The organism is Sinobaca sp. TMA16-18 (genome assembly GCF_059510535.1).
The window spans coordinates 667,433-690,994 of the sequence record NZ_JCAKFM010000001.1 but is presented as its reverse complement, the minus strand read 5'-3'; the positions used below and the strand labels follow the sequence as shown (position 1 = coordinate 690,994).

24 protein-coding genes, 1 tRNA gene and 1 riboswitch are annotated in these 23,562 nt (G+C 45.0%); of the genes, 19 read left to right on the top strand and 6 right to left on the bottom strand.

Features of this window, described 5'->3' with window-relative positions; genetic code table 11:
- The first annotated feature begins 20 nt into the window (after nucleotides 1-20).
- From AC5W14_RS03495 to AC5W14_RS03485, 3 genes are all read left to right on the top strand, one after another.
- Nucleotides 21-1,286, top strand: coding sequence for a TRAP transporter large permease (locus AC5W14_RS03495; protein WP_496058998.1), 1,266 nt, complete (start codon nucleotides 21-23; stop codon nucleotides 1,284-1,286).
- A 51-nt stretch (nucleotides 1,287-1,337) separates the two neighbouring features.
- The gene (gene dctP, locus AC5W14_RS03490; protein WP_496193668.1) at nucleotides 1,338-2,324 is read left to right on the top strand and encodes a TRAP transporter substrate-binding protein DctP; all 987 of its coding nucleotides are present in this window, start codon (nucleotides 1,338-1,340) and stop codon (nucleotides 2,322-2,324) included.
- Nucleotides 2,325-2,649: 325 nt separating this feature from the next.
- Nucleotides 2,650-3,120, top strand: coding sequence for an S-ribosylhomocysteine lyase (locus tag AC5W14_RS03485; protein ID WP_496059000.1), 471 nt, complete (start codon nucleotides 2,650-2,652; stop codon nucleotides 3,118-3,120).
- Nucleotides 3,121-3,180: 60 nt separating this feature from the next.
- Here the strand turns inward: AC5W14_RS03485 and AC5W14_RS03480 are convergent, their stop codons facing one another.
- Nucleotides 3,181-3,771, bottom strand: coding sequence for a cysteine hydrolase family protein (locus AC5W14_RS03480; protein ID WP_496193667.1), 591 nt, complete (start codon nucleotides 3,769-3,771; stop codon nucleotides 3,181-3,183).
- Between the two features lie 160 nt (nucleotides 3,772-3,931).
- Between AC5W14_RS03480 and AC5W14_RS03475 the strand changes: the two genes are divergently transcribed.
- Nucleotides 3,932-4,429 (top strand): Lrp/AsnC family transcriptional regulator, encoded by a 498-nt coding sequence (locus tag AC5W14_RS03475; RefSeq protein WP_496193666.1) that lies wholly within the window; start codon nucleotides 3,932-3,934, stop codon nucleotides 4,427-4,429.
- Nucleotides 4,429-5,616: an aminotransferase gene (locus AC5W14_RS03470; protein WP_496059003.1), complete on the top strand. Its 1,188-nt coding sequence runs from the start codon at nucleotides 4,429-4,431 to the stop codon at nucleotides 5,614-5,616. Before AC5W14_RS03475 ends, AC5W14_RS03470 begins: the two co-directional genes overlap by 1 nt.
- Before the next feature lie 38 nt (nucleotides 5,617-5,654).
- Here AC5W14_RS03470 and AC5W14_RS03465 read toward each other — a convergent pair whose 3' ends face one another.
- Entirely contained in the window at nucleotides 5,655-7,001 is a 1,347-nt protein-coding gene (locus tag AC5W14_RS03465; RefSeq protein WP_496059004.1) for a sodium-dependent transporter, read from the bottom strand.
- A gap of 205 nt (nucleotides 7,002-7,206) precedes the next feature.
- On the opposite strand from AC5W14_RS03465, the gene yugI reads away from it, so the two are divergent.
- The 5 genes from yugI (at nucleotide 7,207) to AC5W14_RS03440 (ending at nucleotide 9,884) form a co-directional block, all read left to right on the top strand.
- Nucleotides 7,207-7,650, top strand: coding sequence for a S1 domain-containing post-transcriptional regulator GSP13 (gene yugI, locus AC5W14_RS03460; protein WP_496059005.1), 444 nt, complete (start codon nucleotides 7,207-7,209; stop codon nucleotides 7,648-7,650).
- Between the two features lie 157 nt (nucleotides 7,651-7,807).
- Nucleotides 7,808-9,160, top strand: coding sequence for a glucose-6-phosphate isomerase (locus AC5W14_RS03455; RefSeq protein ID WP_496059006.1), 1,353 nt, complete (start codon nucleotides 7,808-7,810; stop codon nucleotides 9,158-9,160).
- A 4-nt stretch (nucleotides 9,161-9,164) separates the two neighbouring features.
- Nucleotides 9,165-9,386, top strand: a complete 222-nt coding sequence (locus AC5W14_RS03450; RefSeq protein WP_496059007.1) for a hypothetical protein — start codon at nucleotides 9,165-9,167, stop codon at nucleotides 9,384-9,386.
- A gap of 52 nt (nucleotides 9,387-9,438) precedes the next feature.
- Nucleotides 9,439-9,514, top strand: a tRNA-Ala gene (locus AC5W14_RS03445).
- Nucleotides 9,515-9,692: 178 nt separating this feature from the next.
- Nucleotides 9,693-9,884, top strand: a complete 192-nt coding sequence (locus AC5W14_RS03440; RefSeq protein ID WP_496059008.1) for a hypothetical protein — start codon at nucleotides 9,693-9,695, stop codon at nucleotides 9,882-9,884.
- 26 nt (nucleotides 9,885-9,910) lie between these two features.
- Here AC5W14_RS03440 and AC5W14_RS03435 read toward each other — a convergent pair whose 3' ends face one another.
- Nucleotides 9,911-10,273: a YhjD family protein gene (locus tag AC5W14_RS03435; RefSeq protein ID WP_496059009.1), complete on the bottom strand. Its 363-nt coding sequence runs from the start codon at nucleotides 10,271-10,273 to the stop codon at nucleotides 9,911-9,913.
- 212 nt (nucleotides 10,274-10,485) lie between these two features.
- Between AC5W14_RS03435 and AC5W14_RS03430 the strand changes: the two genes are divergently transcribed.
- The 3 genes from AC5W14_RS03430 (at nucleotide 10,486) to ytkD (ending at nucleotide 12,712) form a co-directional block, all read left to right on the top strand.
- Nucleotides 10,486-11,649 (top strand): MalY/PatB family protein, encoded by a 1,164-nt coding sequence (locus tag AC5W14_RS03430; protein ID WP_496059010.1) that lies wholly within the window; start codon nucleotides 10,486-10,488, stop codon nucleotides 11,647-11,649.
- Nucleotides 11,650-11,718: 69 nt separating this feature from the next.
- A complete protein-coding gene (locus AC5W14_RS03425; protein WP_496059011.1) occupies nucleotides 11,719-12,195 on the top strand; it encodes a YwpF family protein in 477 nt (158 codons plus the stop codon).
- Between the two features lie 43 nt (nucleotides 12,196-12,238).
- Nucleotides 12,239-12,712, top strand: coding sequence for an RNA deprotection pyrophosphohydrolase (gene ytkD / locus AC5W14_RS03420; RefSeq protein WP_496059644.1), 474 nt, complete (start codon nucleotides 12,239-12,241; stop codon nucleotides 12,710-12,712).
- A 36-nt stretch (nucleotides 12,713-12,748) separates the two neighbouring features.
- On the opposite strand, the gene pckA is transcribed toward ytkD, so the two are convergent.
- Complete coding sequence (pckA, locus tag AC5W14_RS03415; RefSeq protein ID WP_496059012.1) at nucleotides 12,749-14,347, bottom strand: phosphoenolpyruvate carboxykinase (ATP); 1,599 nt, start codon at nucleotides 14,345-14,347, stop codon at nucleotides 12,749-12,751.
- 211 nt (nucleotides 14,348-14,558) lie between these two features.
- A riboswitch (SAM riboswitch) is annotated at nucleotides 14,559-14,672 on the top strand.
- A gap of 178 nt (nucleotides 14,673-14,850) precedes the next feature.
- Between pckA and metK the strand changes: the two genes are divergently transcribed.
- Nucleotides 14,851-16,062 carry a methionine adenosyltransferase gene (gene metK / locus AC5W14_RS03410; protein ID WP_496059013.1) on the top strand — a complete coding sequence of 404 codons (1,212 nt, stop codon included), beginning with the start codon at nucleotides 14,851-14,853 and terminating at the stop codon, nucleotides 16,060-16,062.
- A gap of 35 nt (nucleotides 16,063-16,097) precedes the next feature.
- On the opposite strand, the gene AC5W14_RS03405 is transcribed toward metK, so the two are convergent.
- Complete coding sequence (locus tag AC5W14_RS03405; protein WP_496059014.1) at nucleotides 16,098-16,997, bottom strand: helix-turn-helix domain-containing protein; 900 nt, start codon at nucleotides 16,995-16,997, stop codon at nucleotides 16,098-16,100.
- A gap of 162 nt (nucleotides 16,998-17,159) precedes the next feature.
- Here AC5W14_RS03405 and AC5W14_RS03400 point away from each other — a divergent pair, with 162 nt between their 5' ends.
- From AC5W14_RS03400 to AC5W14_RS03390, 3 genes are all read left to right on the top strand, one after another.
- On the top strand, nucleotides 17,160-17,288 hold the full coding sequence (locus AC5W14_RS03400) for a hypothetical protein (RefSeq protein WP_496059015.1): 129 nt from the start codon (nucleotides 17,160-17,162) through the stop codon (nucleotides 17,286-17,288).
- A gap of 131 nt (nucleotides 17,289-17,419) precedes the next feature.
- A complete protein-coding gene (gene fdhF / locus AC5W14_RS03395) occupies nucleotides 17,420-20,401 on the top strand; it encodes a formate dehydrogenase subunit alpha (protein WP_496059016.1) in 2,982 nt (993 codons plus the stop codon).
- Complete coding sequence (locus tag AC5W14_RS03390) at nucleotides 20,402-20,926, top strand: helical membrane plugin domain-containing protein (RefSeq protein ID WP_496193665.1); 525 nt, start codon at nucleotides 20,402-20,404, stop codon at nucleotides 20,924-20,926.
- A gap of 79 nt (nucleotides 20,927-21,005) precedes the next feature.
- On the opposite strand, the gene AC5W14_RS03385 is transcribed toward AC5W14_RS03390, so the two are convergent.
- A complete protein-coding gene (locus AC5W14_RS03385) occupies nucleotides 21,006-21,545 on the bottom strand; it encodes a gamma carbonic anhydrase (RefSeq protein ID WP_496193664.1) in 540 nt (179 codons plus the stop codon).
- Nucleotides 21,546-21,647: 102 nt separating this feature from the next.
- Here AC5W14_RS03385 and AC5W14_RS03380 point away from each other — a divergent pair, with 102 nt between their 5' ends.
- Together AC5W14_RS03380 and AC5W14_RS03375 are read left to right on the top strand one after the other, a co-directional pair.
- Nucleotides 21,648-22,424, top strand: a complete 777-nt coding sequence (locus AC5W14_RS03380) for an alpha/beta hydrolase (RefSeq protein WP_496059019.1) — start codon at nucleotides 21,648-21,650, stop codon at nucleotides 22,422-22,424.
- A gap of 54 nt (nucleotides 22,425-22,478) precedes the next feature.
- Nucleotides 22,479-23,537, top strand: a complete 1,059-nt coding sequence (locus AC5W14_RS03375; protein ID WP_496193663.1) for a tetraprenyl-beta-curcumene synthase family protein — start codon at nucleotides 22,479-22,481, stop codon at nucleotides 23,535-23,537.
- Nucleotides 23,538-23,562: the final 25 nt, after the last annotated feature.

The following is a 23,562-nucleotide window of genomic DNA, read 5'->3' as shown; positions in this document are numbered from 1 at the left end:
CAGATAGCGAGGTAACCACAATGATCCTAACACTTGTTGGAATAATGCTTGTATTTCTAATGCTGGGCTTTCCAATGATGATTCCGCTTATCCTTGCTCCGCTGGTAGTGGTCATATTTTTCTTTCCGAACGTGGAACCATTCTTTATGGTCCAGCAGATGCTTGAAGGCATTTCGAACTATGCCCTGCTGGCTGTGCCGCTGTTTATCTTCGCAGCTGACATCATGTCAAAAGGACGCACTTCAAACAGGCTTTTGGATTTCATCGGGGCCTTTGTCGGCCACCTGCGCGGAGGCTATGCAATTACAACGGCTGCCGCCTGTGCCATGTTCGGTTCTATTTCAGGCTCCACCCAGGCTACCGTTGTAGCGATCGGAAAGCCTATGAGAGAAAGGCTTTTGAAAATAGGCTACAAGGATTCAACGGCGATTGCTTTTATTATTAACGCAAGCGATGTGGCGCTTATCATCCCGCCGAGTATTGCCATGATCATCTATGCATTAATTTCCGGTACTTCCGTAGGCGATTTATTTATTGCAGGTATTGGTCCCGGCCTTTTGGTTTTGTTCTGTTTTGCTCTTTACGGCTATATTCATGCGAAAATTAACAATATTCCGTTAGCCGAAAAGATAGGTTGGAAAGAACGCGGTGTTGTTACATATAAAGCGATTTTGCCTTTGCTTTTTCCGGTAATTATTATTGGTGGAATCTACACAGGATTTTTTACGCCGACAGAAGCTGCCGCAGTTTCTGTATTGTATGCTCTTCTGCTTGAAGTAGTGATCTACCGTTCCATCAAAATCATGGAAATACCCAAAGTAGCTTTATCGACCGGCCTGGTTACGTCGGCTGTCTTTATTCTCGTAGCGGGCGGCCAGGCGTTTGCCTGGGCGATCCAGTTTGCAAGAATTCCGCAGCTGATTACCGAGACATTTCTTTCCGGCAATCCAGGACCTATATACGTCCTGTTAATTGTAGCCATCTTCTTTTTTATCGGGTGCATGTTTGTGGATCCGATCGTCGTTATTCTTATATTAACGCCGATTTTTTACCCGGCTGCCATGCAGGCAGGTGTTGATCCTATCCATCTTGGCATTGTCATTACGTTTCAGGCAGCGCTCGGCTCGGCCACTCCACCATTTGGTGTTGATATATTTACGGCAAGCGCTGTGTTCAACCGATCCTATATGGATACGATCCGTGGAACACCTCCGTTTATTGTCATGATGGTGCTTATTGGAATTATTGTCATTATTTTTGAACCACTTTCACTTTTCCTGCTGTAAAGCGGGAGTGAATATAGATTATTTACTATACTTAAGGGGGACAATAACATAATGAGAAAAAGTAAGTATGGATGGCTCGCAGGTTCAGCAATGGTATCAGCACTCGTATTATCAGCATGTGGAGGCGGCGGTGATGAAGAAGCCGGCGGCGATGGGGAAGAAACATACGATTGGCGGTTTGTAACAGAGGAAAATGAAGGACAGGTCCAGTATGAATATGCCGTGGAGTTTGCGGAGCGTTTGAACGATAAATCAGACGGCCGTATTAACATGGATGTATTTGAGTTTGGCGGACTGGGCAGTGAAGTCGATCAGGTGGAGCAGCTGCAGAGCGGGGCTGTGGAATTTGCAATCGTGTCGCCGGGCTTTACAGGAACGATGGTAGAAGAAGGACAGATCTTCTCGCTTCAATTCCTGCTTCCGGATGATCAGGAAGTGACGCATCAGCTGTTAAACGAAAGTGAAGCCTTGAATGAAGACCTGGCTGCTTTGTATGAAGAAAACAATGTACTTCCACTCAGTTTCTGGACAGAAGGCGCCACCCAGTGGACCGGAAGCAGAGAATTAACGGAGCCGGAAGATTTTGAAGGGTTTCGTATGAGAACGCAGGATTCTCCATTAAACCAGCGTTCGTATGAAGCATATGGAGCGGATCCGACAGTGATGAGTGCAGGAGACCTCTATGGTGCGCTTCAGCAGGGCACAGTCGACGGTCAGGAAAATCCAATCTTCTTTATTCAGGATTCTTCTTATCACGAAGTGCAGGACTACATGACCATTTCCAACCATAATACGTATGTGGCAATGACCACGGTTAATCCTGATTTTTATAACGAACTGCCTGAAGACATTCAGGGCATGATCGATGAGACAGTCGATGAAATGCGTGACGAAAGCTACGCCCTTCAGGAGCGTCTGAACGAAGAACTATTAACAGACATAGAAGAAAATGAAGATACGCCGACGGAGGTAACAGAACTGTCAGAAGAGCAGCGGGATGCTTTCCGCGAGCTTGCTGTACNCTTCAGGAGCGTCTGAACGAAGAACTATTAACAGACATAGAAGAAAATGAAGATACGCCGACGGAGGTAACAGAACTGTCAGAAGAGCAGCGGGATGCTTTCCGCGAGCTTGCTGTACCACAGCGTGAGTTTTTCGCAGAAAACAGCGGAGAAGATGCCGCTGCCCTTTTAGAAAAGCTTGAAGGAGAAATTGAAGAGCTGGACGGCGGAGAAACAATAGAGTAATATGCAGCAGCCGAAGCGGTGGCCCCGCTTCGGTTTTTGTATGCCGCTATGTTTGTCATCTCCCTTTATTCATTGTATGATGAGTGGATAAGAACAGATAAAAGAGGAGTGTTATTGTGGCAAGAGTAGAAAGCTTTGAACTAGACCATACAAAAGTAAAAGCACCGTACGTCCGCCAGGCAGGATTTCAAAAGGTTGGCACAGATGGTATGGTAAATAAATTTGACATACGTTTCTGCCAGCCGAATAAGGATAATCTGCAGCCGCCGGTTATTCATACGCTCGAACACCTGCTTGCGTTAAACATCCGCGATTTTGCAGAAGACTATGACCACTTTGAAGTGATTGATCTTTCTCCAATGGGCTGTCAGACCGGTTTTTACCTTATTATGAACGGAGAGCCTAAAGTATCCGAGCTCATTGATATTCTGGAAAAGACAATGCATGCGGCTCTTCCTATTGAAGAAGTACCGGCAGCAACGGAGCTTCAGTGCGGCCAGGCAAAGCTTCATGATTTGGAAGGCGCTAAGAAATGGATGAGATTCTGGCTGGATCAGGACAAAAAAGAACTCGAACAGGTATTTTAATAAAAAGAGACTTTTTCGCAGCAATTGCGAAAAAGTCTCTTTTTTTGAAAAGGCTGCTAGTTATCTGCGGCTGATTTTCTCCAGGGAAAGCTCGGTGGACGGTGTAGTATCAGCGCCGTTTACATTTTCCATTAATTCAAGCGTCAGCTTATTATTTTCTTCCTCATCTGATGCCATACAGTCAGATGGAATGTACAGATTATAGGAGCGCATATAAGCATCGTTCGCCGAAAAATGAATGCATTTATCGCCCGATACGCCGGTCATAATAAGCGTGTCTGTTTCGAGATGGTTTAAAAGCAGTTCAAGCGGGGTGGCAAAAAAAGCGGAGAACTGAGGTTTCAGCACAAAATAGTCTTCGTCTGCGGGTTTCATTTTTTTCGTTACGCCGCTTCCGCGTTTGCCTTCTTCTGCGCAGGCTTCGTAGATTTCCCGGAAATCGCTCTGCCATCTGCCATAGTTGTCGTTTACATAAATAACCGGGATGCCCTGGTCTTTTGCACGTTGTTTCAGGTCATTAATACAGTCGGCTGCTTTAGAAGCGTATGGCAGCAGATCCTCTCCTCCGGGAAACTCAAGATCGTTGATCATATCTATAATTAACAGTGCCGTATTGGATTTCTGGTGAATGTGTGGGGTTTCTTCGCCCATTAAAACATGCTCCTTTCTTTTATACGTAATATTCCTCTATTCCCCAAACATGCGAAAGTTTAATCTTTTTTTCACTGCTGGATATCCGGCAAATATGATATGATAGACGATAACTATAAGACTATATAAAGCTAGAGCAGTCCAGGGAGGAGTGTAGAACATGGATCACAAAGAGTTGGAAATTCTTCATCTGCTTGAAGGAAATGCAAGATTAGACATAGAAACCATTGCGAAAATGACAGCAATGACAATAGAAGAAGTAGAGCAGGTGATTCAAAAGCTTGAAAATGAAAATATTATCCTGAACTACTCGACGGTTATTGACTGGAGCAAAGTCCGCCGCTATGAAGGGGTGACGGCGATGATTGATGTGAAAGTAACGCCGCAGAGAGGGGTAGGCTTTGATGAAGTGGCGGAACGGATTCATCGTTTCCCGGAAGTGAAAGCACTTTACTTAATGTCAGGTGCCTATGATTTATCGGTTACGATTGAAGCAGGCAGAATGACAGAGATTGCCAGGTTTGTATCAGAAAAGTTATCTGCGCTCGATTCGGTTATTTCCACCACCACCCACTTTCAGCTGAAGACGTATAAGCATGATGGGATCGTGTTTGGAGACAAACGAGAAGGCGATAAAAGAATCGTGGTGTCTCCATAATGGAATCGACTACGGGCCGGAAGCAGCGGCTGTCGCAGAACGTGCAGCACATTAAGCCATCGGGCATCCGACGCTTTTTTGACATGGCTTCTACAATGGAAGATGTTATCTCGTTAGGGGTGGGGGAACCTGATTTTGTCACACCCTGGAATGTGAGAGAGGCAAGTATTCTTTCCATGGAACGCGGCTATACGGCTTACACTGCCAACGCCGGCATGCTTGAACTCAGACAAGAAATCTCCCGTTATCTGCAGGAACGCTTTAAAACGCCCTATGATCCGGAATCAGAAATTGTTGTAACTGTAGGGGCGAGTGAAGCGATTGATATTGCCGTACGGGCGATAGTAGATCCCGGCGAAGAAGTAATCATTGTGGAGCCGAGCTTCGTTTCCTATGCCCCGATTGTTTCCCTTGCGGGGGGAGTGCCGGTTTCCGTGCAGACGAAAAAAGAAAACGGGTTTAAGCTGATGCCTTCGGAACTGAAAGAAGCCATTACGCCGAAAACGAAAGCCGTGATTGTCTGCTTTCCAAACAATCCGACAGGGACGATTCTCGAAGAAGCAGAACTGCTGGAGCTTTCCACGGTCATAAAGGAACACGACTTAATGGTCATCTCCGATGAGATCTACGCGGAGCTCAGCTATGATACGAAGCACTGCAGTTTTCCAAAAATCGAAGGCATGAGGGACCGGACGATATTAATATCCGGCTTTTCCAAAGCATTTGCGATGACAGGCTGGAGAGTAGGGTATGTCTGTGCGCCGGAGGATATTTCGGCAGCGATGCTGAAAATCCATCAGTACACAATGATGTGTGCTTCAACGTTAGCGCAGTTTGGAGCGCTCGAAGCGCTTCGCGATGGAAAAGATGACGTAAAGCGAATGGTCATCAGCTACCGTCAGCGCCGCAATTATATGATAGAAGCATTTAAAGAGATCGGCCTGGACTGCCATGTGCCGGGAGGCGCTTTTTACCTCTTTCCTTCCATTCAGAACACAGGGCTTGATTCAGAAACATTTGCAGAACTTCTTTTAAAGGAAGAGAAAGTAGCCGTTGTTCCCGGGAGCGTGTTCGGAGAAGGCGGCGAAGGTTATGTCCGCTGTTCTTACGCCACCTCCATGGATTCTTTGAAAACCGCAGTAAGCCGCATGGAGAGGTTCTTGTCCAAACGAATAGCTGCTAAATAATAAAAGCGGGCCCGCTGACAAAGCAGGCCCGCTTTTATTTATAGAATTCCAAGTAAGTCAAGCATTGCTATCGCAATAGCGACAGGCGTAACGTACTTTATAAGGAAGTACCAGACGGAAAAGTAACGAGGGTGCAGGCTTGAGCCGGTCAGCAGTTCGTTTTTCAGTTCGGCTTTTCCCATTTTCAGCGGCACAAAAATAGAGATGAGAAGCGCCCCGAGAGGAAGCAGAACGTTGCTGACAAGAAAATCGATTTGATTAAAGAATGTATCGCCGAACACATCCCAGTCAGCAAGCAGGCCGAAAGAAAGATTGGAAGGAATGCCGAGCAGAAAAACGGCCAGACCTGCCATCCAGGCTGCTTTTTTACGGCGCTGCTTATTGTTTTTAGCTACTGTCGTTACAACAATCTCCAAAAGGGAAAAAGCGGAAGTTAACGTTGCGAATAACAAAAGCATCAAAAACAGGCTTAAAAACAGCCCGCCAAAAGCAATTTCGCTGAATACGGCCGGCAGCACCGTGAAAATAAGGCTCGGACCTTCATCCGGTTGAAGCCCGAAAGCAAACACCCCGGGGAAAATAGCCAGTCCGGCAAGAAAAGCAATCAGTATACTAAGCCCGACGACAGATCCTGCAGAATGAACCAGGCTGTCCTGTTTTGACAGGTAGGAGCTGTAGGTAACCATGATAGAAACGCCCAGGCTTAAGGAAAAGAAAGCCTGCCCTAACGCAAATAATATCGTTTCGCCGGTAACCTGGCTGAAATCAGGCATGAGGAAGAAGGAAATGCCTTCCATCGCACCATCGAGCGTGACAGCACGGACAACGAGCAGCAAAAAGATAATGAACAACAGCGGCATCATTATCGTACTTGCCCGCTCAATTCCTTTCTGGATACCGTTTTGTACAACAAAAATGGTAATAATAATAAAAACGAGGTGGGCAGTACCTACTTCCCACGGGTTGGAGATAATGGAAGCGAACAGCTCGCCGTATTCTTCACTGGACCGGCCGGTCAGACCGCCGGACAGGCTTCGGAATAAGTATGTAACAATCCAGCCGCCGACCACCGCATAAAAAGACAGAATCAGGCAGGAAGAGAAAATACCGAGCACCCCAATGAAATACCAGGGAGAACCTGGAGCCAGCTCTTTATAGGCAGAAATGGGATCTTTCTGCGTCTTTCTTCCAATAATAAACTCGGCAAGAAGAAGAGAGGTGCCGAGCAGAAGCGTAAACAACAGAAAAATCAGGAAAAAAGCGCCTCCTCCATTCGTTCCTGCTACATAAGGCAGGCGCCATACGGCACCAAGGCCTACTGCAGAGCCTGCTGCCGCTAAAATAAATCCAATCTTGGATGTCCATTGTTCTCTTGCCTGTTTCACTGTATATACCTGCTTTCTTCTATTAAAAAATGTTTAGTCATGTTTTACACACAGTGTTAAAGAGTAGCTGAATTTTCAGCCGGTTGTCAAGAAGTTTATCAAAAAAGAAGTTAATTATCCAAGAAAAATATTCAGACTTCAAATTGCAGGAAAATAGGAAATATGGTATAATCATTAAGTTAATAAATAGTTAGGAGATGTTTGCATGACGGTACAGCAGTATGAGGTTGGTAGCATTGTTGAAGGAAAGGTAACAGGGATTAAACCTTTCGGAGCGTTTGTTGCCCTTGACACAAAAAAACAAGGTTTGGTTCATATCTCTGAAGTAGCGCATGGGTATGTGAAAGATATAAATGACGTACTTTCTGTCGGTGATGAGGTAAAGGTTAAGATCAAATCTATTGAAGAAGCTTCCGGGAAAATTTCTCTATCTATCCGTGATACACAGGAAGCTCCAGAGAAGCCCGAAAGAAAAGAAAGAAAAGATTTCGGAAGCAGCGGCCGCGGTGCAGGATATGCAGGCGCTTCCAAGAGTGCTCCAGTCCAGCAGAAAAGCCAGGGCTTCAACACGCTTGAAGACAAGCTTAAAGACTGGTTGAAGCAGTCCAACGAAATTCAGGCAGACCTTAACAAAAGAATCCGCAAGTAGAAAGAAAACAGCTGTTCTTTGAGGACAGCTGTTTTTTTTTGTATAAACGCTTCATTTGACGGATTAGAGGCGTTGTTTCAGAAAAAAATCTTGCTTTGCCCTCATTCCTTCTTTACATTGGAATAGAGGATATAAATGGAAGGGAGCATGATGTAACATGTCAAATCATATTCGTTTGGATTACAGCAATGCGCTTAACTTCTTTAATGAAAAAGAAATGCACCAGGCACAGGCTGCCGTTTCGACCGTGCATAAACAGATTCATGAAAAAACAGGGGCGGGCAGTGAATACTTAGGATGGGTCGACCTGCCGGAAGATTACGATCAGGAGGAATTTGCAAGAATCCAACAGGCGGCGGAACGAATCCGCAGTCATTCGGACGTGCTGATTGTTATTGGTATCGGTGGTTCCTACCTTGGAGCTAAAGCGGCACTCGAAAGCCTTTCCCACAGCTTTCGCAACCAGCAGTCCTGCGAAAAACGGACAGGTCCTGAAATATACTTTGCCGGACATCAAATGAGCCAGGCGTATCTACGGGATCTTCTGGAGATTATTGAAGGCAAAGATGTATCTGTCAATGTAATTTCAAAATCCGGAACGACCACAGAACCGGCTATTGCATTTCGTGTATTTAAAGAATGGCTGGAAGCTAAATATGGTCAGGACGAAGCGGCAAAACGCATCTTCGCAACGACAGACAAAAGCAAAGGGGCACTCAAGACATCTGCCGACGGACAGGGGTATGAAACCTTTGTGGTGCCTGATGATGTAGGAGGACGCTATTCTGTTCTTACAGCGGTAGGTCTGTTGCCGATAGCCGCCGCCGGGCTCGATATTAACAAAATGATGCAGGGCGCCCAGGATGCCAGAAAAGAACTGGCCGGCGAAAGCCTGGCTGACAATGATGCTTATCAGTATGCAGTTATCCGTCAGGCTTTTTATGCAAAAGGGTATGTGACGGAGCTTCTTGTGAACTATGAGCCGCGGCTTCACTTTGTCAGCGAATGGTGGAAGCAGCTGTTCGGCGAAAGCGAAGGCAAGGATAATAAAGGCCTGTTCCCGGCCGCGGTTGACTTTTCCACAGACCTTCATTCCATGGGTCAGTACGTGCAGGAAGGCAGACGCAACCTTTTTGAAACGGTGCTGCACATTAATTATACCGGTGAAGATATTCTGATCAAAGAAGATAAAGAAGATTTGGACGGTCTTAACTATCTCGCCGGGGAGTCGATTGATTACGTAAACAAAAAAGCGTTCCAGGGAACTCTTTTGGCCCATACGGATGGACAAGTGCCAAACCTTATCGTTGAGATACCAGAAATGAATGAATACTATTTCGGCTATCTTGTGTATTTCTTCGAGAAAGCTTGTGCGATGAGCGGATATTTGATGGGAGTTAATCCTTTCGATCAGCCGGGCGTGGAAGCATATAAAGAAAATATGTTTGCGCTTCTCGGCAAACCGGGATTTGAAGACCAGAAAGCAGAACTTGAAAAACGATTAAAATAAAAATATGGCAGAGCATCCGTTCTCTAAACAGAGGACGGATGTTCCTATTAAAAAGGCGGGGCTTATGTTTATTGAAGCGTTCATATTTGGATTGGCCATCTTTATTGGCTGGATGATTCTTGATCTTGTCAGGGAAAAGTCATTTCGAAAAGAAAGTATCTATCAGTCCTTAATTACCGGTATTGCAGCGGCGTTGGGGTGGATCGTACTGGAATTAATTTTTTAACGTTGACACGCGGTGTAAATCCACTTATAATAAAACTTGTCGTTCCAAGTATGGGGCATTAGCTCAGCTGGGAGAGCGCTTGGCTGGCAGCCAAGAGGTCAGCGGTTCGAGCCCGCTATGCTCCACCATACATATAAGACTAACAGCAATGGTTTGAGGATACACTCAGCCCATTGCTGTTTTTTTATGTTTTCTGCTGAAAATAACATCGTTTTATGACCCATTTCTGCTTTAATTTCGTTAGCTTAGTAACAGAGATAAAAGACCCGACCCTGGAATTGAAAACAGCCGGAGGAGGCATGACAGATGAAATATGCGATTAATCGTTACCTTCATTTGGTAGATGAGCAGATGCTGCTGGAGCTTTTGGACGAACCGACGCATTCGATTACGGCGGAAATGCGTCTCATTAAGCGAACGATGCAGATGGCGGGACAATTCGAAGGGTTCAAACAAGAAGTGACAAAAGAAATGCAAAGACAAAAAAGCACCGGATAGGAGGAACCCTCCGATTCTGTGCTTTTTTATACCGTGGAAAGACCGGCTTTCCGACGGGCTCTGCTGATGAAATACTTACCGGTTATACGTTTTGTGTCCTTGGAAGGGATAGAAAGCTCCTGCCAGCATCCGTTGATTTCCACATGGAAAAGCAGTACTTCTGTTTTGTAAGACGGCGGGAATAAAACACGAAGCTGCTTTTCTTTCATCTCCTGCTCAAGACGTTCAATGTGCTGGTGCAGGTCTTCTATTAATTCCCTGAAATATAACTGATAGTGAAGCTGAAGCGCAAATTGCCCGTTTAACTGCCTGGAGTCATGCTGTAACGTTTTTAAAAGAAAAACAGAATAAATATAATTGTCGATTAAGCCCTGGCAGTCTTCGTTCATAATGAATCTCCCTCCTTTGTTCTCTTATTATTATTATACACGAACATACGTTCTTTTAAACCTGTTTGCTCTTCATTTCTGCAAAGGACAGGACCAAAAACGGAGAAGAGAGATACAACCCCTTCCTCTTGAAAAATGAAGGTAAAAGAGGCAAACTAAAGAAAGATGTATAAAGATTAAGAAAACAACAGCTATTGGGAGGCCGACAGGACATGGTTTTTGAAAATGTAATCGATAGAAAGAAAACGAACTCAATGAAATGGGACTTTACCGCAGAGCGCTACGGATCCAGTGATTTATGGCCGATGTGGGTAGCAGATATGGACTTTCAGGCGCCAAAGCATGTACTCGATGAAATGCAGAAAATTGTAGAACACGGAGTGTTTGGTTACCACCGCAGACCTGAGAGCCTGCAGGAAGCAACGCTTGCGTGGATTGAAAAGCGTTTTGACTGGAAAGTCGAGAAAGAGCAGCTTGCCTTTACGCCGGGTGTAGTTCCTGCGATCAGCCACTTGATTCAAACATTTACCGAAAAAGGCGACGGTGTGATCATTCAGCCGCCGGTTTATTATCCGTTTTATGCACTCATTGACAATAACGAAAGAAAAATGATGAAAAATCCTTTAAAAGAAACAGAAGAAGGATTTACATTCGATCTGGAAGATCTCGAAGAGCAGATGAAGCAGGGAGCGAAGATGCTTCTACTCTGCAGCCCTCATAATCCAATCGGCCGTGTCTGGAAAAAAGAAGAACTGCAGGGAGTAGCCGCACTCTGTAAACAGTATGGTGTGTTTGTCGTATCGGATGAAATACACGCAGATTTAATTCTGGAAGGCACGCATATTCCATTCTCTACCATCGCAAAGGAGTACGGAGTGGAAACGATGACGTGTATGGCGCCAAGCAAAACCTTTAATTTGGCAGCTTTGTCTTTATCCTATGTCGTGTTTGACAAGGTAGATTCCAGAAAAGCCTACGAAAAACATCTGGCAAATGAATTTGTAGAAATCAACAACCCGTTTGCCACGGCTGCAGCAGAAGCTGCCTATCGTGAAGGCGAAGAGTGGCTGGAAGAGCTGCTTGTATATCTTCGCGGAAACGTAGAATATGTTAAAGAATATATAGAAAAAAACATGCCGGATCTTCATGTTATTAAGCCGCAGGGCACTTATTTAATCTGGATCGATATGAGAGCCCTCGGTCTCTCTGCCACAGAGCAGCAGAGCTGGCTTCGTGAAGAAGGCAGGCTTGCTGTAAGCGACGGCCATATCTTTGGAACAGAAGGCGCGGGCTTTATCCGTATCAATGTAGCCTGCCCGCGTGCGAACGTGGAAGAAGGACTGCAGCGTCTCTATAAAGCGTATCAGGCTCTTTAAGATAACAGTCACCAAAAAGAGGCCGGTTTTCGGCCTCTTTTACATAGAATGACTCAGGAGGAAACCAGAATGAAGACATTTCGGCTAGTGTCATTTCAATGCCTGGAACAAGAGAACGGACAGATTGTTCATCTTCCAATTCCTTTAAAAGAAGGGTTAATTATCAACCGGGAAGAAAAAGACGGAAGCTGGCTTATTAATGCAGTAGTGGACCGGGACCAGGAGAACTGGTTTATTCATTCCAGAGACCAGGAAAATCCGCTCGTTATGGAAGTTACGATTACCGACCCCCGAAATGAACCGGCAATTATGACAGGCACGGTAATGGATGAATCTGATTTAAGCGAAGGGATCAGCCTGTTAATCAAGGCAAAAATGGCAGGCGGCAAGGAAGATGTGTCGCAGATGATTTTAGAAGACCTGGCAGAAGAAGGCTATACGGGCCCGGAAATGATCGCAGAGTTTCAAGTACGCAAAAAGAATTCCAGCATAAGGTCAGCGAAAATGGCCCAGCGGATTTTCGAATCGTTCCGCAGCAAAAATTAAAGCAGGGCAGCAGGAGCACAAGCTAAAGGAGCCTTTCATGAACATTTTTACATTCCAGGATTATTATAAAAATGAAGTACAGCTGACATTTAACGATCGTGCTTTTATTTCTGAGCCGCGCCATGTACTGGTGATCTGTCGATACAGCGGAAAATGGCTGCTTACGAGGCATTCGCGGCGCGGATTGGAATTTCCGGGCGGGAAAGTGGAAGCTGGAGAACTTCCGGAGCATGCAGCGGTGCGGGAAGTCTGGGAAGAAACGGGAGCCAGGCTTGCTTCCATCGAATGGCTGGGACAGTACAAAGTAACCGGAAAAGCAGAAGTTATCTACAAAAATGTATATTTTGCACGGGTAGAAAAGCTTGTCCAAAAAGAAGATTACATGGAAACGCTTGGACCCGTGCTCTGCACGGATCTCCCGGCAGATTTAAAAAACGACGTATCCTTTAGTTTTCTGATGAGAGATGACGTTATTCCTTACTGCCTGAACGAATTGAAACAAAGAAATTGGACATAAAAAAGCACTGCCGCTGGCCGGCAGTGCTTTTTTTGTTTATTCTGCTGAAGCAAATACACTCGGGCCTGCTGCACGGATATTATCAGACACTGAAGTGAATTTTTTAAAGTTTTCCTGAAACTGCTGAGACAGCTCTTTTGCTTTTTCATCATAAGCTGCTGTATCTTTCCACGTCTGCCTTGGCTGAAGCACCTCATCGGGAACACCGGGGCAGCGAAGTGGGATATGCAGACCGAAAAATGGATCTTTAACCGTTTCACAGCTCTGCAGTTCTCCCTGCAGTGCAGCCTGAACCATAGCTCTTGTGTACGCAAGGTTCATTCTTTCCCCTACGCCGTATGGCCCGCCGGACCACCCGGTATTGACAAGAAATACATTGACCTCATGCTGCTCGATTTTTTCTCCGAGCATTTCCGCATAACGGGATGCTTCCAATGGAAGGAACGGAGAACCGAAGCAGGTGGAGAAAGTAGCTTCCGGAGCCGTAATGCCGCGCTCTGTTCCAGCAAGCTTACTCGTGTAGCCGCTTAGAAAATGGTACATAGCCTGCTCTTTGGAGAGCCTGCTGATAGGTGGCAGCACGCCGAAAGCATCAGCCGTTAAAAACACAATCGTAGACGGATGCCCGGAAACACTTGGCATCATCGTATTTGGGATACTGTCAAGCGGGTAAGCGGCCCGCGTGTTTTCCGTTAAGGATACATTATCGTAGTCGGGAGTCCGGCTGTCTTTGTCTGTTTTAACATTTTCAATCACTGCTCCAAAATTAATGGCATTCCAGATCTGCGGTTCTTTTTTGAAAGATAAGTTAATACATTTGGCATAGCAGCCGCCTTCAATGTTAAATACGCCGTTATCAGACCAGCCGTGCTCATCGTCGCCGATCAGGTAGCGGTTCGGATCCGCAGAAAGAGTGGTTTTTCCAGTACCGGAAAGGCCGAAAAACAAAGCCGTGTCGCCTTCTGTACCAACGTTCGCTGAACAGTGCATGGACAAGACATTCTGCTGGGGAAGAAGGTAGTTCATGACGGAAAAAATCGATTTTTTCATTTCTCCGGCATATTCGGTGCCGCCGATTAGTACAATACGTTCTTCAAATGAAATAATAACAAACGCTTCCGAGGACGTTTTGTCCACAGCCGGATCCGCTTTAAAGTGTGGAGCGGAAATAATCGTAAAGCCGGCTTCATGTGTCTGCAATTCTTCTTCCGACGGGCGGATAAACAACTGCTTGGCAAAAAGATTGTGCCAGGCATCTTCGTTAATCACCCGGATAGGAAGACGGTAGGCAGGGTCTGCACCTGCAAAGGCCTGAGTGACGAACAGTTCTTTTTGTTCAGCAAGATGAGCCATTACTTTTTTGTAAAGGTCTGTAAAGACCCGTTTGGATATCGGCTGGTTTACTGGTCCCCAGTCAATATCATTAAGTACGCTCTCTTCCTCAACAATGAACTTGTCTTTTGGAGAACGGCCCGTATATTTACCGGTTTCTACACTAAGGGCTCCACTGGCTGTAAGAATGCCTTCTTTTCTGGCCAACGCTCTTTCTACAAGGTGTGAAACAGGCAGATTCATATGAATGTTGTCACCATGAAGAAGGTGGTGAATTTCATTGGAAAAATTTAAAGTAGTCATGGCGGCAAAATCCTTTCTTTTCTTGAATAGTATCATCTAATTGTTAATTAGTATAACACATTAAAATCATTAGTCTATACTACAAATGGAAATTCCCAAAAAATATATCAGGCTATTCTGTGAATGGAAAAACATTTTTTGTGGATAAGAAAGGGAGATTGCTTTATTTGACAAGAGATTGGAACTAAGGTAACATATTTTCGAACGGATACTCTTATCCCGAGCTGGTGGAGGGACAGGCCCTGCGAAACCCGGCAACCATCCGTAAGTACAAAACGGAAAGGTGCTAACCTGGAGAGACGACTGTCGTCTTGGAAGATAAGAGGCGAAAAAGGAACGGATAGAAACCCCCTTTTCCTCGCCATGGAAAAGGGGGTTTTGTGTTTTCTTTCTCTTCTTCTTCTATATAATAAGGCGGCTTAGGCAGCGTGCATATGAAATATGCAGCAGGCAGAAGTACGGCAAGATAAGTTATAAGCAGGATAAAAAGGAGGATATATTTCATGGAAACAATTGGACGCCGCCTGTTTACATCAGAGTCCGTTACAGAAGGGCATCCTGATAAACTGTGTGACCAAATTTCAGATGCAATACTAGATGAGATATTGTCGCAGGATCCTAATGCGAGAGTAGCTTGTGAAACAGTAGTGAATACAGGCCTTGTGCTTGTTGCTGGAGAAATCAGTACATCTACGTATGTAGATATTCCGAAAATTGTAAGAGAAACATTAAAAGAGGTAGGCTATACGAGAGCGAAGTACGGATTTGACTCCGAAACATGTGCGATTCTTACTTCTATTGATGAACAGTCAGCAGATATCGCTCAGGGAGTCGATGTTGCGTTGGAATCACGTGAAGGTTCCATGACAGAGGATGAACTGGAAGCAATTGGAGCCGGAGACCAGGGTCTTATGTTTGGTTATGCTGATAACGAAACAAAAGAATTAATGCCTCTTCCGATTTCTTTAGCTCATAAATTAGCCAGAAGGCTGACTTACGTAAGAAAAGAAGGAATACTGCCTTATCTTCGTCCTGATGGTAAAACACAGGTAACAATCGAATACGGTGACGACGGCAAACCGCTTCGTGTAGAAACGATTGTTATCTCCGCCCAGCATCAGGAAGATATTACATTGGAACAGATCGACAGCGATCTGAAAGAACACGTTGTTGATGCGGTAGTCCCGGAAACTCTTTTAGATGAAGAAACAAAATACTTTATGAATCCAACCGGACGGTTTGTTATTGGCGGTCCTCAGGGAGATGCCGGCCTGACCGGAAGGAAAATTATTGTTGATACGTATGGAGGATACTCTCGTCACGGCGGCGGGGCTTTCTCAGGAAAAGACCCGACAAAAGTGGACCGTTCTGCATCTTATGCAGCCCGCTATGTTGCGAAAAATATAGTAGCTGCTGAACTGGCAGACCGGTGCGAAGTACAGCTTGCATATGCCATTGGAGTAGCGCGGCCTGTCTCTATTGCCGTTGAAACGTTCGGTACCGGAAAAGTATCAGAGAGCGTATTAGTAGACCTTGTAAAGGCGAATTTTGACCTTCGTCCTGCAGGTATTATTAAAATGCTGGACCTGCGCCGTTCTATTTATAGACAAACGGCTGCATACGGCCACTTCGGACGTACAGACGTTAATCTTCCGTGGGAAAAAACGGACAAAGCTGAACTGTTAAGCCAGCTTGCAAAAGCAAATAAGCAATAAAAAAGGACGGCCCTGCAAAAGGGTCGTCTTCTTTTTTATTCATAATGTGTTTCTTTTAGTACGCCTTCCTTGATAAACTGATTCAACTCCTTCTCCATTAAATCTACGAGTTGCTGCTGGCGTGTGGATTTGAACATGCCGGATGCATCATTCCAATGCTCGAGCCCTTTTTTCGTTTCCCCAAGAAGCAGCAGGTTCCGGCCCTTCTGGTAAAGCAGTTCCCCGAATACATACATCGTTCTTGTTTCGAGACATCGTTTTATACCTTGTTCGCACCACTGCGCCGATTCCTTATACCGTTCTTGTTTCGTGAGCGATATAGCGAGCGTATACGTTAATCTCGTTTCAATAGAGGGATCTTTTCTTTTTTTCATCCCTTTCCATTTAGTAAGCGCCTCTTTACAAAGTGTTTCCGCATCTTCGTAGCGTTTTTCCAGATTGTAAAACACAGCTAAAGAATTGCTTATTTCGGCTTTTCTTTCCGTGAAAGAAGGATTAGGGTCAATCGAGATGGAAAAGAGAAGCTGCTCGAAGGCTTCTTCGGTTCTTCTATAAAGATGGTATAAAAATATCCCTTTATGCCAGGCTATGTACTGTTTATACAGAGGAGGCGTAAATAGAGGGTTGTCTTTTTCATATAAAATCAATGCTTCCATCTGCTTATAATCCTGTGTGAAGCGGCAGTGTTCAAGCTGGTCAAAAACGTCCTGTACATAATCAGGCCGCTCCGAAACAGCCTCTTCAAAGAAATAATACATGTCTGCGCCAAGTTTTTCGGCAATTTGGAACAGCGTATTAGAATACGGAATAATTGATCCGTTTTCAATTTTGCTGATTTGAGCCTGAGTACAGATCCCATCCGCAAGATCAGCCTGGGTCATTTGATGGTACTGGCGCAGCTCCTGAATTTTCTTCCCTACTCTCGAAAAATCCACTAGATTTCCTCCTTTCTATGTATTCCTATAATTATTATAACAAACAGGTACTAAAGGTGGAAGTAAAAAGTCTATATAAAATAGCTATAAATGGCATTTTAAAGAAAAATCAAATGAATATTAGTTATATTATACTAATTTAAGAGAAGAGAGGTGATTTGAATGAATAAAACAGGGTATGGTATTTTTACTGCAGCTGCGTTAATCGTCCTAATAGGTTATCAGGGAACAGAAGGTCTTTTGGCAGGCATTTCACAAATAATGCCGCTTAACCTTCCCCATAAACATTAATTAACCAGTAATACTAGTACTTTACATAATTTGGATCATTTTCCTCAACGTTTGTCAAAATCCAATTAAGGGTATATTCTTGATATAGTTTGGGTTTATAACTCAAGAAGTATAGAAAGGGATGATGATCGTTGCCGGAAAGAATTCAAATCACCTTTAACGGTGAAAAGAAAACAGTAGAAAATGACCAGAGTGTCCTGCAATATACAATCGGAACACCGTCAGAACTTCCTAATGTATGCTATCATCCAAGCCTTGGTGCTATTGAAACCTGCGATACATGCATGGTGAAAGTGAACGGGGAAATGGTACGAGGGTGCTCCACGCCTTTAAATGATGGAGACGTTGTAGATTCTGTGTCATCAGATGTACAGGAAGCGCAAGTTGTGGCAATGGACCGGATCCTTCATAACCATGAATTGTATTGCACAGTTTGCGACTATAATAATGGCGGCTGTGAAATACATAACACGGTTAAGGAAATGCAGGTCGAGCATCAAAGCGAACCTTTTGAACCAAAACCGTATGAAGAAGATAATACAAACGCGTTTTACCGTTACGATCCGGACCAGTGTATTCTTTGCGGACGCTGCGTAGAAGCCTGTCAGGATATTCAGGTAACGGAAACGCTTTCGATTGATTGGGAGCTTCAAAAGCCCCGTGTTATCTGGGACAATGATGTGCCGATCGATGAATCTTCCTGTGTTTCCTGCGGCCACTGCTCTACAGTATGCCCATGTAACGCTCTTATCGAAAAATCAATGGTAGGGGAAGCCGGCTACATGACTGGAATCGATCAGCAGACGCTTCGTCCGATGATTGAAGTAACCAAGCAGGTCGAAACGGGTTACAGCTCTATCCTTGCGATCTCCGATATGGAAGCAGCAATGCGTGAAAGCCGCATCGAAAAAACAAAAACAGTATGTACATACTGTGGAGTCGGCTGTAGTTTCGATGTATGGACAAAAGGACGGGATATTCTAAAAATCGATCCGCAGATAGAGGCACCGGCAAACGGAATTTCGACCTGTGTGAAGGGTAAGTTCGGCTGGGATTATACAAATAGTGAAGAACGTATAACCAAGCCGCTTATCCGTAAAGGTGACTCCTTTGTAGAATCTACTTGGGATGAAGCTATCGCTCTTATTAAATCAAAATTCACTTCTATTAAAGAAGAGCACGGACCTAATGCGCTCAGCTTTATTAGTTCTTCAAAAACAACGAATGAAGAGTCATACCTCATGCAAAAGCTTGGCCGAGGCATTATTGGTACGAATAATATCGATAACTGTTCCCGTTACTGCCAGTCTCCCGCTACAATGGGACTTTTCCGCACAGTAGGTTACGGAGGAGACTCCGGCGGCATTGAGGACATTAAAAACTCCGAGCTTGTGATTGGTGTAGGTACGAACACTTCAGAGTCCCACCCGGTTCTTGCAACAAGAGTAAAAAGCTCGCATAAGCTGAGAAACCAGAAGCTGATTGTGGCGGATCTTCGTAAGCACGAAATGGCAGAACGCTCTGATTTGTTTATTCGTCCGAACTCCGGTACAGATCTCATCTGGCTTTCTGCCGCAGCGAAATACATTCTTGATCAAGGCTGGGAAGACAAGAAGTTCCTTGAAGAGAGAGTAAACGGTCTGGATGAATTCAAAGCCAACCTCGATAAGTACACCCTTGACTATGCTGTTGAAAAAACCGGCGTAGCTAAAGAGGATATTATTGAAATTGCCACAAGCATTTATGAAGCGAAAACGACCTGTATTCTTTGGGCTATGGGTGTTACGCAGCATCTAGGAGGAAGCGATACGAGTACCGCGATCTCCAACCTGCTATTGGTTTCAGGAAACTACGGCAAGCCGGGCGCCGGCTCGTATCCTCTTAGAGGCCACAACAACGTACAGGGTGCCAGCGACTTTGGAAGCATGCCGGACAAAATGCCTGGATATGAAGATGTTATGGATGAAAAAGTCCGTGAAAAGTACAAAAATGCCTGGGGTGTAGAACTTCCGGCTGATAAAGGCTTAAATAACCACGAAATGATTGATGCGATCCATGATGGCAAGCTGAAAGCTATGTACTTGAAAGGCGAGGAAATGAGCCTGGTTGATTCGAATATCAATTACGTTCAGGACGCTCTTGCCAAGCTGGATTTCTACGTAGTGCAGGATGTATTCCTCAGCCGTACGGCCCAGTTTGCAGACGTAGTACTTCCGGCAAGTCCAAGTCTTGAAAAAGACGGCACATTTACAAATACGGAGCGCCGTTTCCAGAGACTGTATAAAGCGTTGGAGCCAATGGGTGAATCCAAGCCGGATTGGCAGATTATTATGGAAGTGGCTAACGCAATGGGAGCTGAATGGAATTATTCCCATCCATCTGAGATTATGGATGAAGCCGCAGCGCTTGCAGAAATTTTTGCAGGGGTTTCCTACGACCGCCTGGAAGGCTACAACAGCCTGCAGTGGCCGGTATTTAAAGACGGCACGGATTCTCCTGTACTGTTCCTGGATGAATTTCCATTCCCGGACGGCAAAGCAAGATTGTATCCTGTAGATTGGACCATTCCTGTCCAGTATGATGAGCAGTATGACCTGCATGTGAACAACGGCAGAATGCTTGAGCATTTCCATGAAGGAAATATGACTTACCGGTCTAAAGGTATCAAAGACAAAACACCGAATAACTTTGTTGAGGTTTCTCCTGAACTGGCGATTGAACGAAATGTAAAGGACGGTTCTCTTGTCCGCATCATTTCTCCATATGGAGCCATTAAAGTGAAATGTTTAGTTACAGAAAGAGTAGCCGGTAATGAGCTGTATGTAACAATGAATGACAGTGGAGATGCAGCTATCAACCTGTTGACAAGCAGTTATTCAGATAAAGATACGGACACACCTGCATATAAAGAAGTAAAAGCAAAAATGGAAGTATTGGAAGTAGAAGGCGAAACACCGCTTCCAAAGCATAACTTCCGCTATGGTAATCCCCAGCCTCAAATTGGGGTGGAAGTGCACCGCAAATGGCAGCGCGATGATTATGAATTCCCAGGTGACACGGTTAAAAAGAACCGTGGTTTAACTAAAAGCCTAGTGAAAAAGGGGGACTCTTAAATGGCAGAGCCGATTACGTCGATTCAAAGGCGCACCCTGAGTAAGGAAGAACAGCAGAAGCAGGATTTAAAAGAAATTGAAGAGGTTCTGTTAGCCAATAAAGAAGGAATCCTGAGCTCTATTGAAATTTTAAATGGCCTTCAGAGCAAAGGCGTTCTTACCATTATCAACGGCCTTCTGAAAGAAGGGGAAGAAGTAATGGATATTCTCGTGAAAACCGTCGATCAGCCGGGAGTAACGAAAAGTATCAGAAACCTTCTTCTCATGGGCGGACTCGCAGGTTCTATCGATATAGAGAAGATCAAGCCGATGCTGGATCGTTTGAACAACGGGTTGGAACGGGTTTCCAACGAGGAAGAAAATCCACAAAAAACAAGTATTTTCTCCCTTCTTAAGCTGTTGAGAGATCCGGAAGTCAACCGCACTATTACCCTGATGGTAAGCTTTCTTCAGGGAATGGGGCAGGATCCTTCTGAGAGTGAAGCAATGCCAAAAGACAAACAGACTCCCGAAACAGACGTATAAAAACAAAAAAGCACTCATCCTCTGGATGGGTGCTTTTTTTCATTTTACAAGCAAAATAAGCGTCAAACCGAAAAATGTATCAGCTGTTCTGCTTATTTTTTTCTTCTTCCGCGATCCGTTTATAATACTGTCCCTTTTCTACATAACTTTGGCGGATTCGTGCCATATCTTTTCTATCTTCTTCATTCAGCTCGCGGATAACCTTAACTGGACTTCCAAATGCAAGTGAATGAGGGGGAATCGTTTTTCCGGGAGGAACAAGACTGCCGGCACCGACAAAGGCGCCTTCGCCAATTTCTGCGCCGTCGAGTATGGTGGCCCCCATGCCGATTAAAGCGTTTTTACGTATAATGGCACTGTGCAGCATCACTTTATGACCGACTGTGACATCATCTTCTAGAATAAGAGGGTTTTTTGGACTCTGGTGCAGCACTGAATGATCCTGAATGTTTACCCGGTTTCCGATAACGGTAGGGGCAACATCTCCCCGGATAACCGTATGAAACCATATGCTTGATTCCTCGCCTATTTTTACATCACCTGTAATAATAGAGTAATCAGCAAGGTAGACACTATCCGCGATATCAGGATATGTTCCGTCGTAAGGATATATTTTCATGAAGTCCTCCTATATGAGTTAATATATTGTACACTTATAGTACTAGTGTATCAAAGTTGAAATAAACAGAGAAGTAAGCAGGAGAGGCGGGTCAGGAACGTAATGAAAACATGGTTAGTCGAAAGGCCGAGGGCGACCGTCGTTATTGTGCATGGCAACGGGGAACACCATGGAAGGTATGAGTGGATGATTGAACAGCTGAACCGCCAGCGGTTTAACGTCGTAAGCGGGGATCTGCCGGGGCATGGAAGAACCCGTGGGAAGAGAGGGCATGTAGACAGCTTTGACCAGTACATAGATGCCGTATTCACCTGGTATACAGAAGCTGCAGGGTATGAACTGCCTGTCTTTTTATTCGGGCACAGTATGGGCGGATTAATTACAATCCGTACATTAATGGAAAGGCGAATGCGGATCCGGGGAGTTGTATTATCCTCACCTTGTTTGAGCCTTTATCAGCGGCCGGGCCGGATGAGAGACTTCAGTACAAAAATGCTGCACCGCCTAAATCCGACATTCAGCTCGAAATCAGGCATTCAGGCAGCGGATGTAACACGAAATGAAGAAGCAAGAGCCTCTTATGAAACAGATGAGTGGAATACCTCCACGGTAACCGTACGCTGGTACCAGGAACTAGTCAAAGCGATGAGGCAAAGCCACGCAGATGCTCTGGAATTTCCGGATGTCTCGCTTCTTGTCATGCAGGCAGGTATGGATTTAATAGTAGATAAGCATGCCACCCACCACTGGTTTAACAAACTTGAAATTACAGACCGGTCGCTGCGGGAGTGGAAAGGATTATATCACGAATTATTGAACGAGCCGGAACGTGAAGAAATATTTAGGTTTATGATGTATTTCATTCACATGAGATTATAAGGTACAATGGCACCGTGTTGATATTTTATTACGCAATAGGAGGATTTAATTATAGTGAGCGCCCCGACGACAATGTGGACTTTGATGTACCACATAAAAAAAGAAATAGTTCCGCGTGTCCACAGTATTTTGGACGAATGGCGCGTAAAAGCAGCCGGTATTCCAAATGAAGAGCTCCGCCGGCATGCATTGAACAGCATTAACGAAAATACATTTCACAGCGAAGGAGGAGGCGTCTATGCTCTTTTAACCAGAAAAGAAGCCCGGGACGACCTGCTTCGCTTTATTGTTGCTTATCAGATTATCTGTGACTATCTGGATAGTTTATGCGATGAAACAGATTCGTTTGACAGAAGAGACTTCCGTTCTCTTCATGAAGCACTCCGGCTGGCTCTGGCGCCGGAAGAGAAAACATATCCGTACTATGAGCATCACCCGGAGTCTGAGGATAACGGCTTTCTCCAGGAGCTTGTAGAAGCCTGCCAGAAGCAGGTGGCAGCTTTCCCCGGTTTTTCCCATGCGCGTGCTTCCATGGAAGAGCTTTCCCTGCATTACCGAAACCTGCAGGTGTATAAGCATGTGAAGAAAGAAGACCGGGAAGGGCTGTTAACGGAATGGTTTAAAGAAGAAAAGCAGCGCGTGCCGGACATGTCCTGGTACGAGTTCAGCGCTTCAACGGGCTCCACTCTTGGCATCTATGCGCTGGCATCGTATGCTTCGCGCAGCCATCTGGCAGAGTGGCAGGCAGAAACCATAAAAAACAGCTACTTTCCTTATGTACAGGGAATGCATATCCTTCTGGATTACTTTATTGATCAGGAAGAAGATATCCGGGACGACGAATTGAATTTCTGCACCTACTATCAGGACGAGGAAACGATGGTGCGCCGGATGGAACTGTTCAAGCGGGAAGGCGGGAAGCGGTTAAAACGCCTGCCTGACGCAGCTTTTCACTCGTTATTAAATAAAGGAATTATTGCAATCTATTTAGCAGATGAAAAAGTTCAGATGCGTCCGGAGTTAAAGAAAACTGCGAACCGTTTTATTCGGTTCGGCGGGCTTCCGACTGCCTTTTTCTATTTGAATTCCTGGGTATTCCGTAAAACAACATAACAGAAGAGCCCTGCCGGATGGCAGG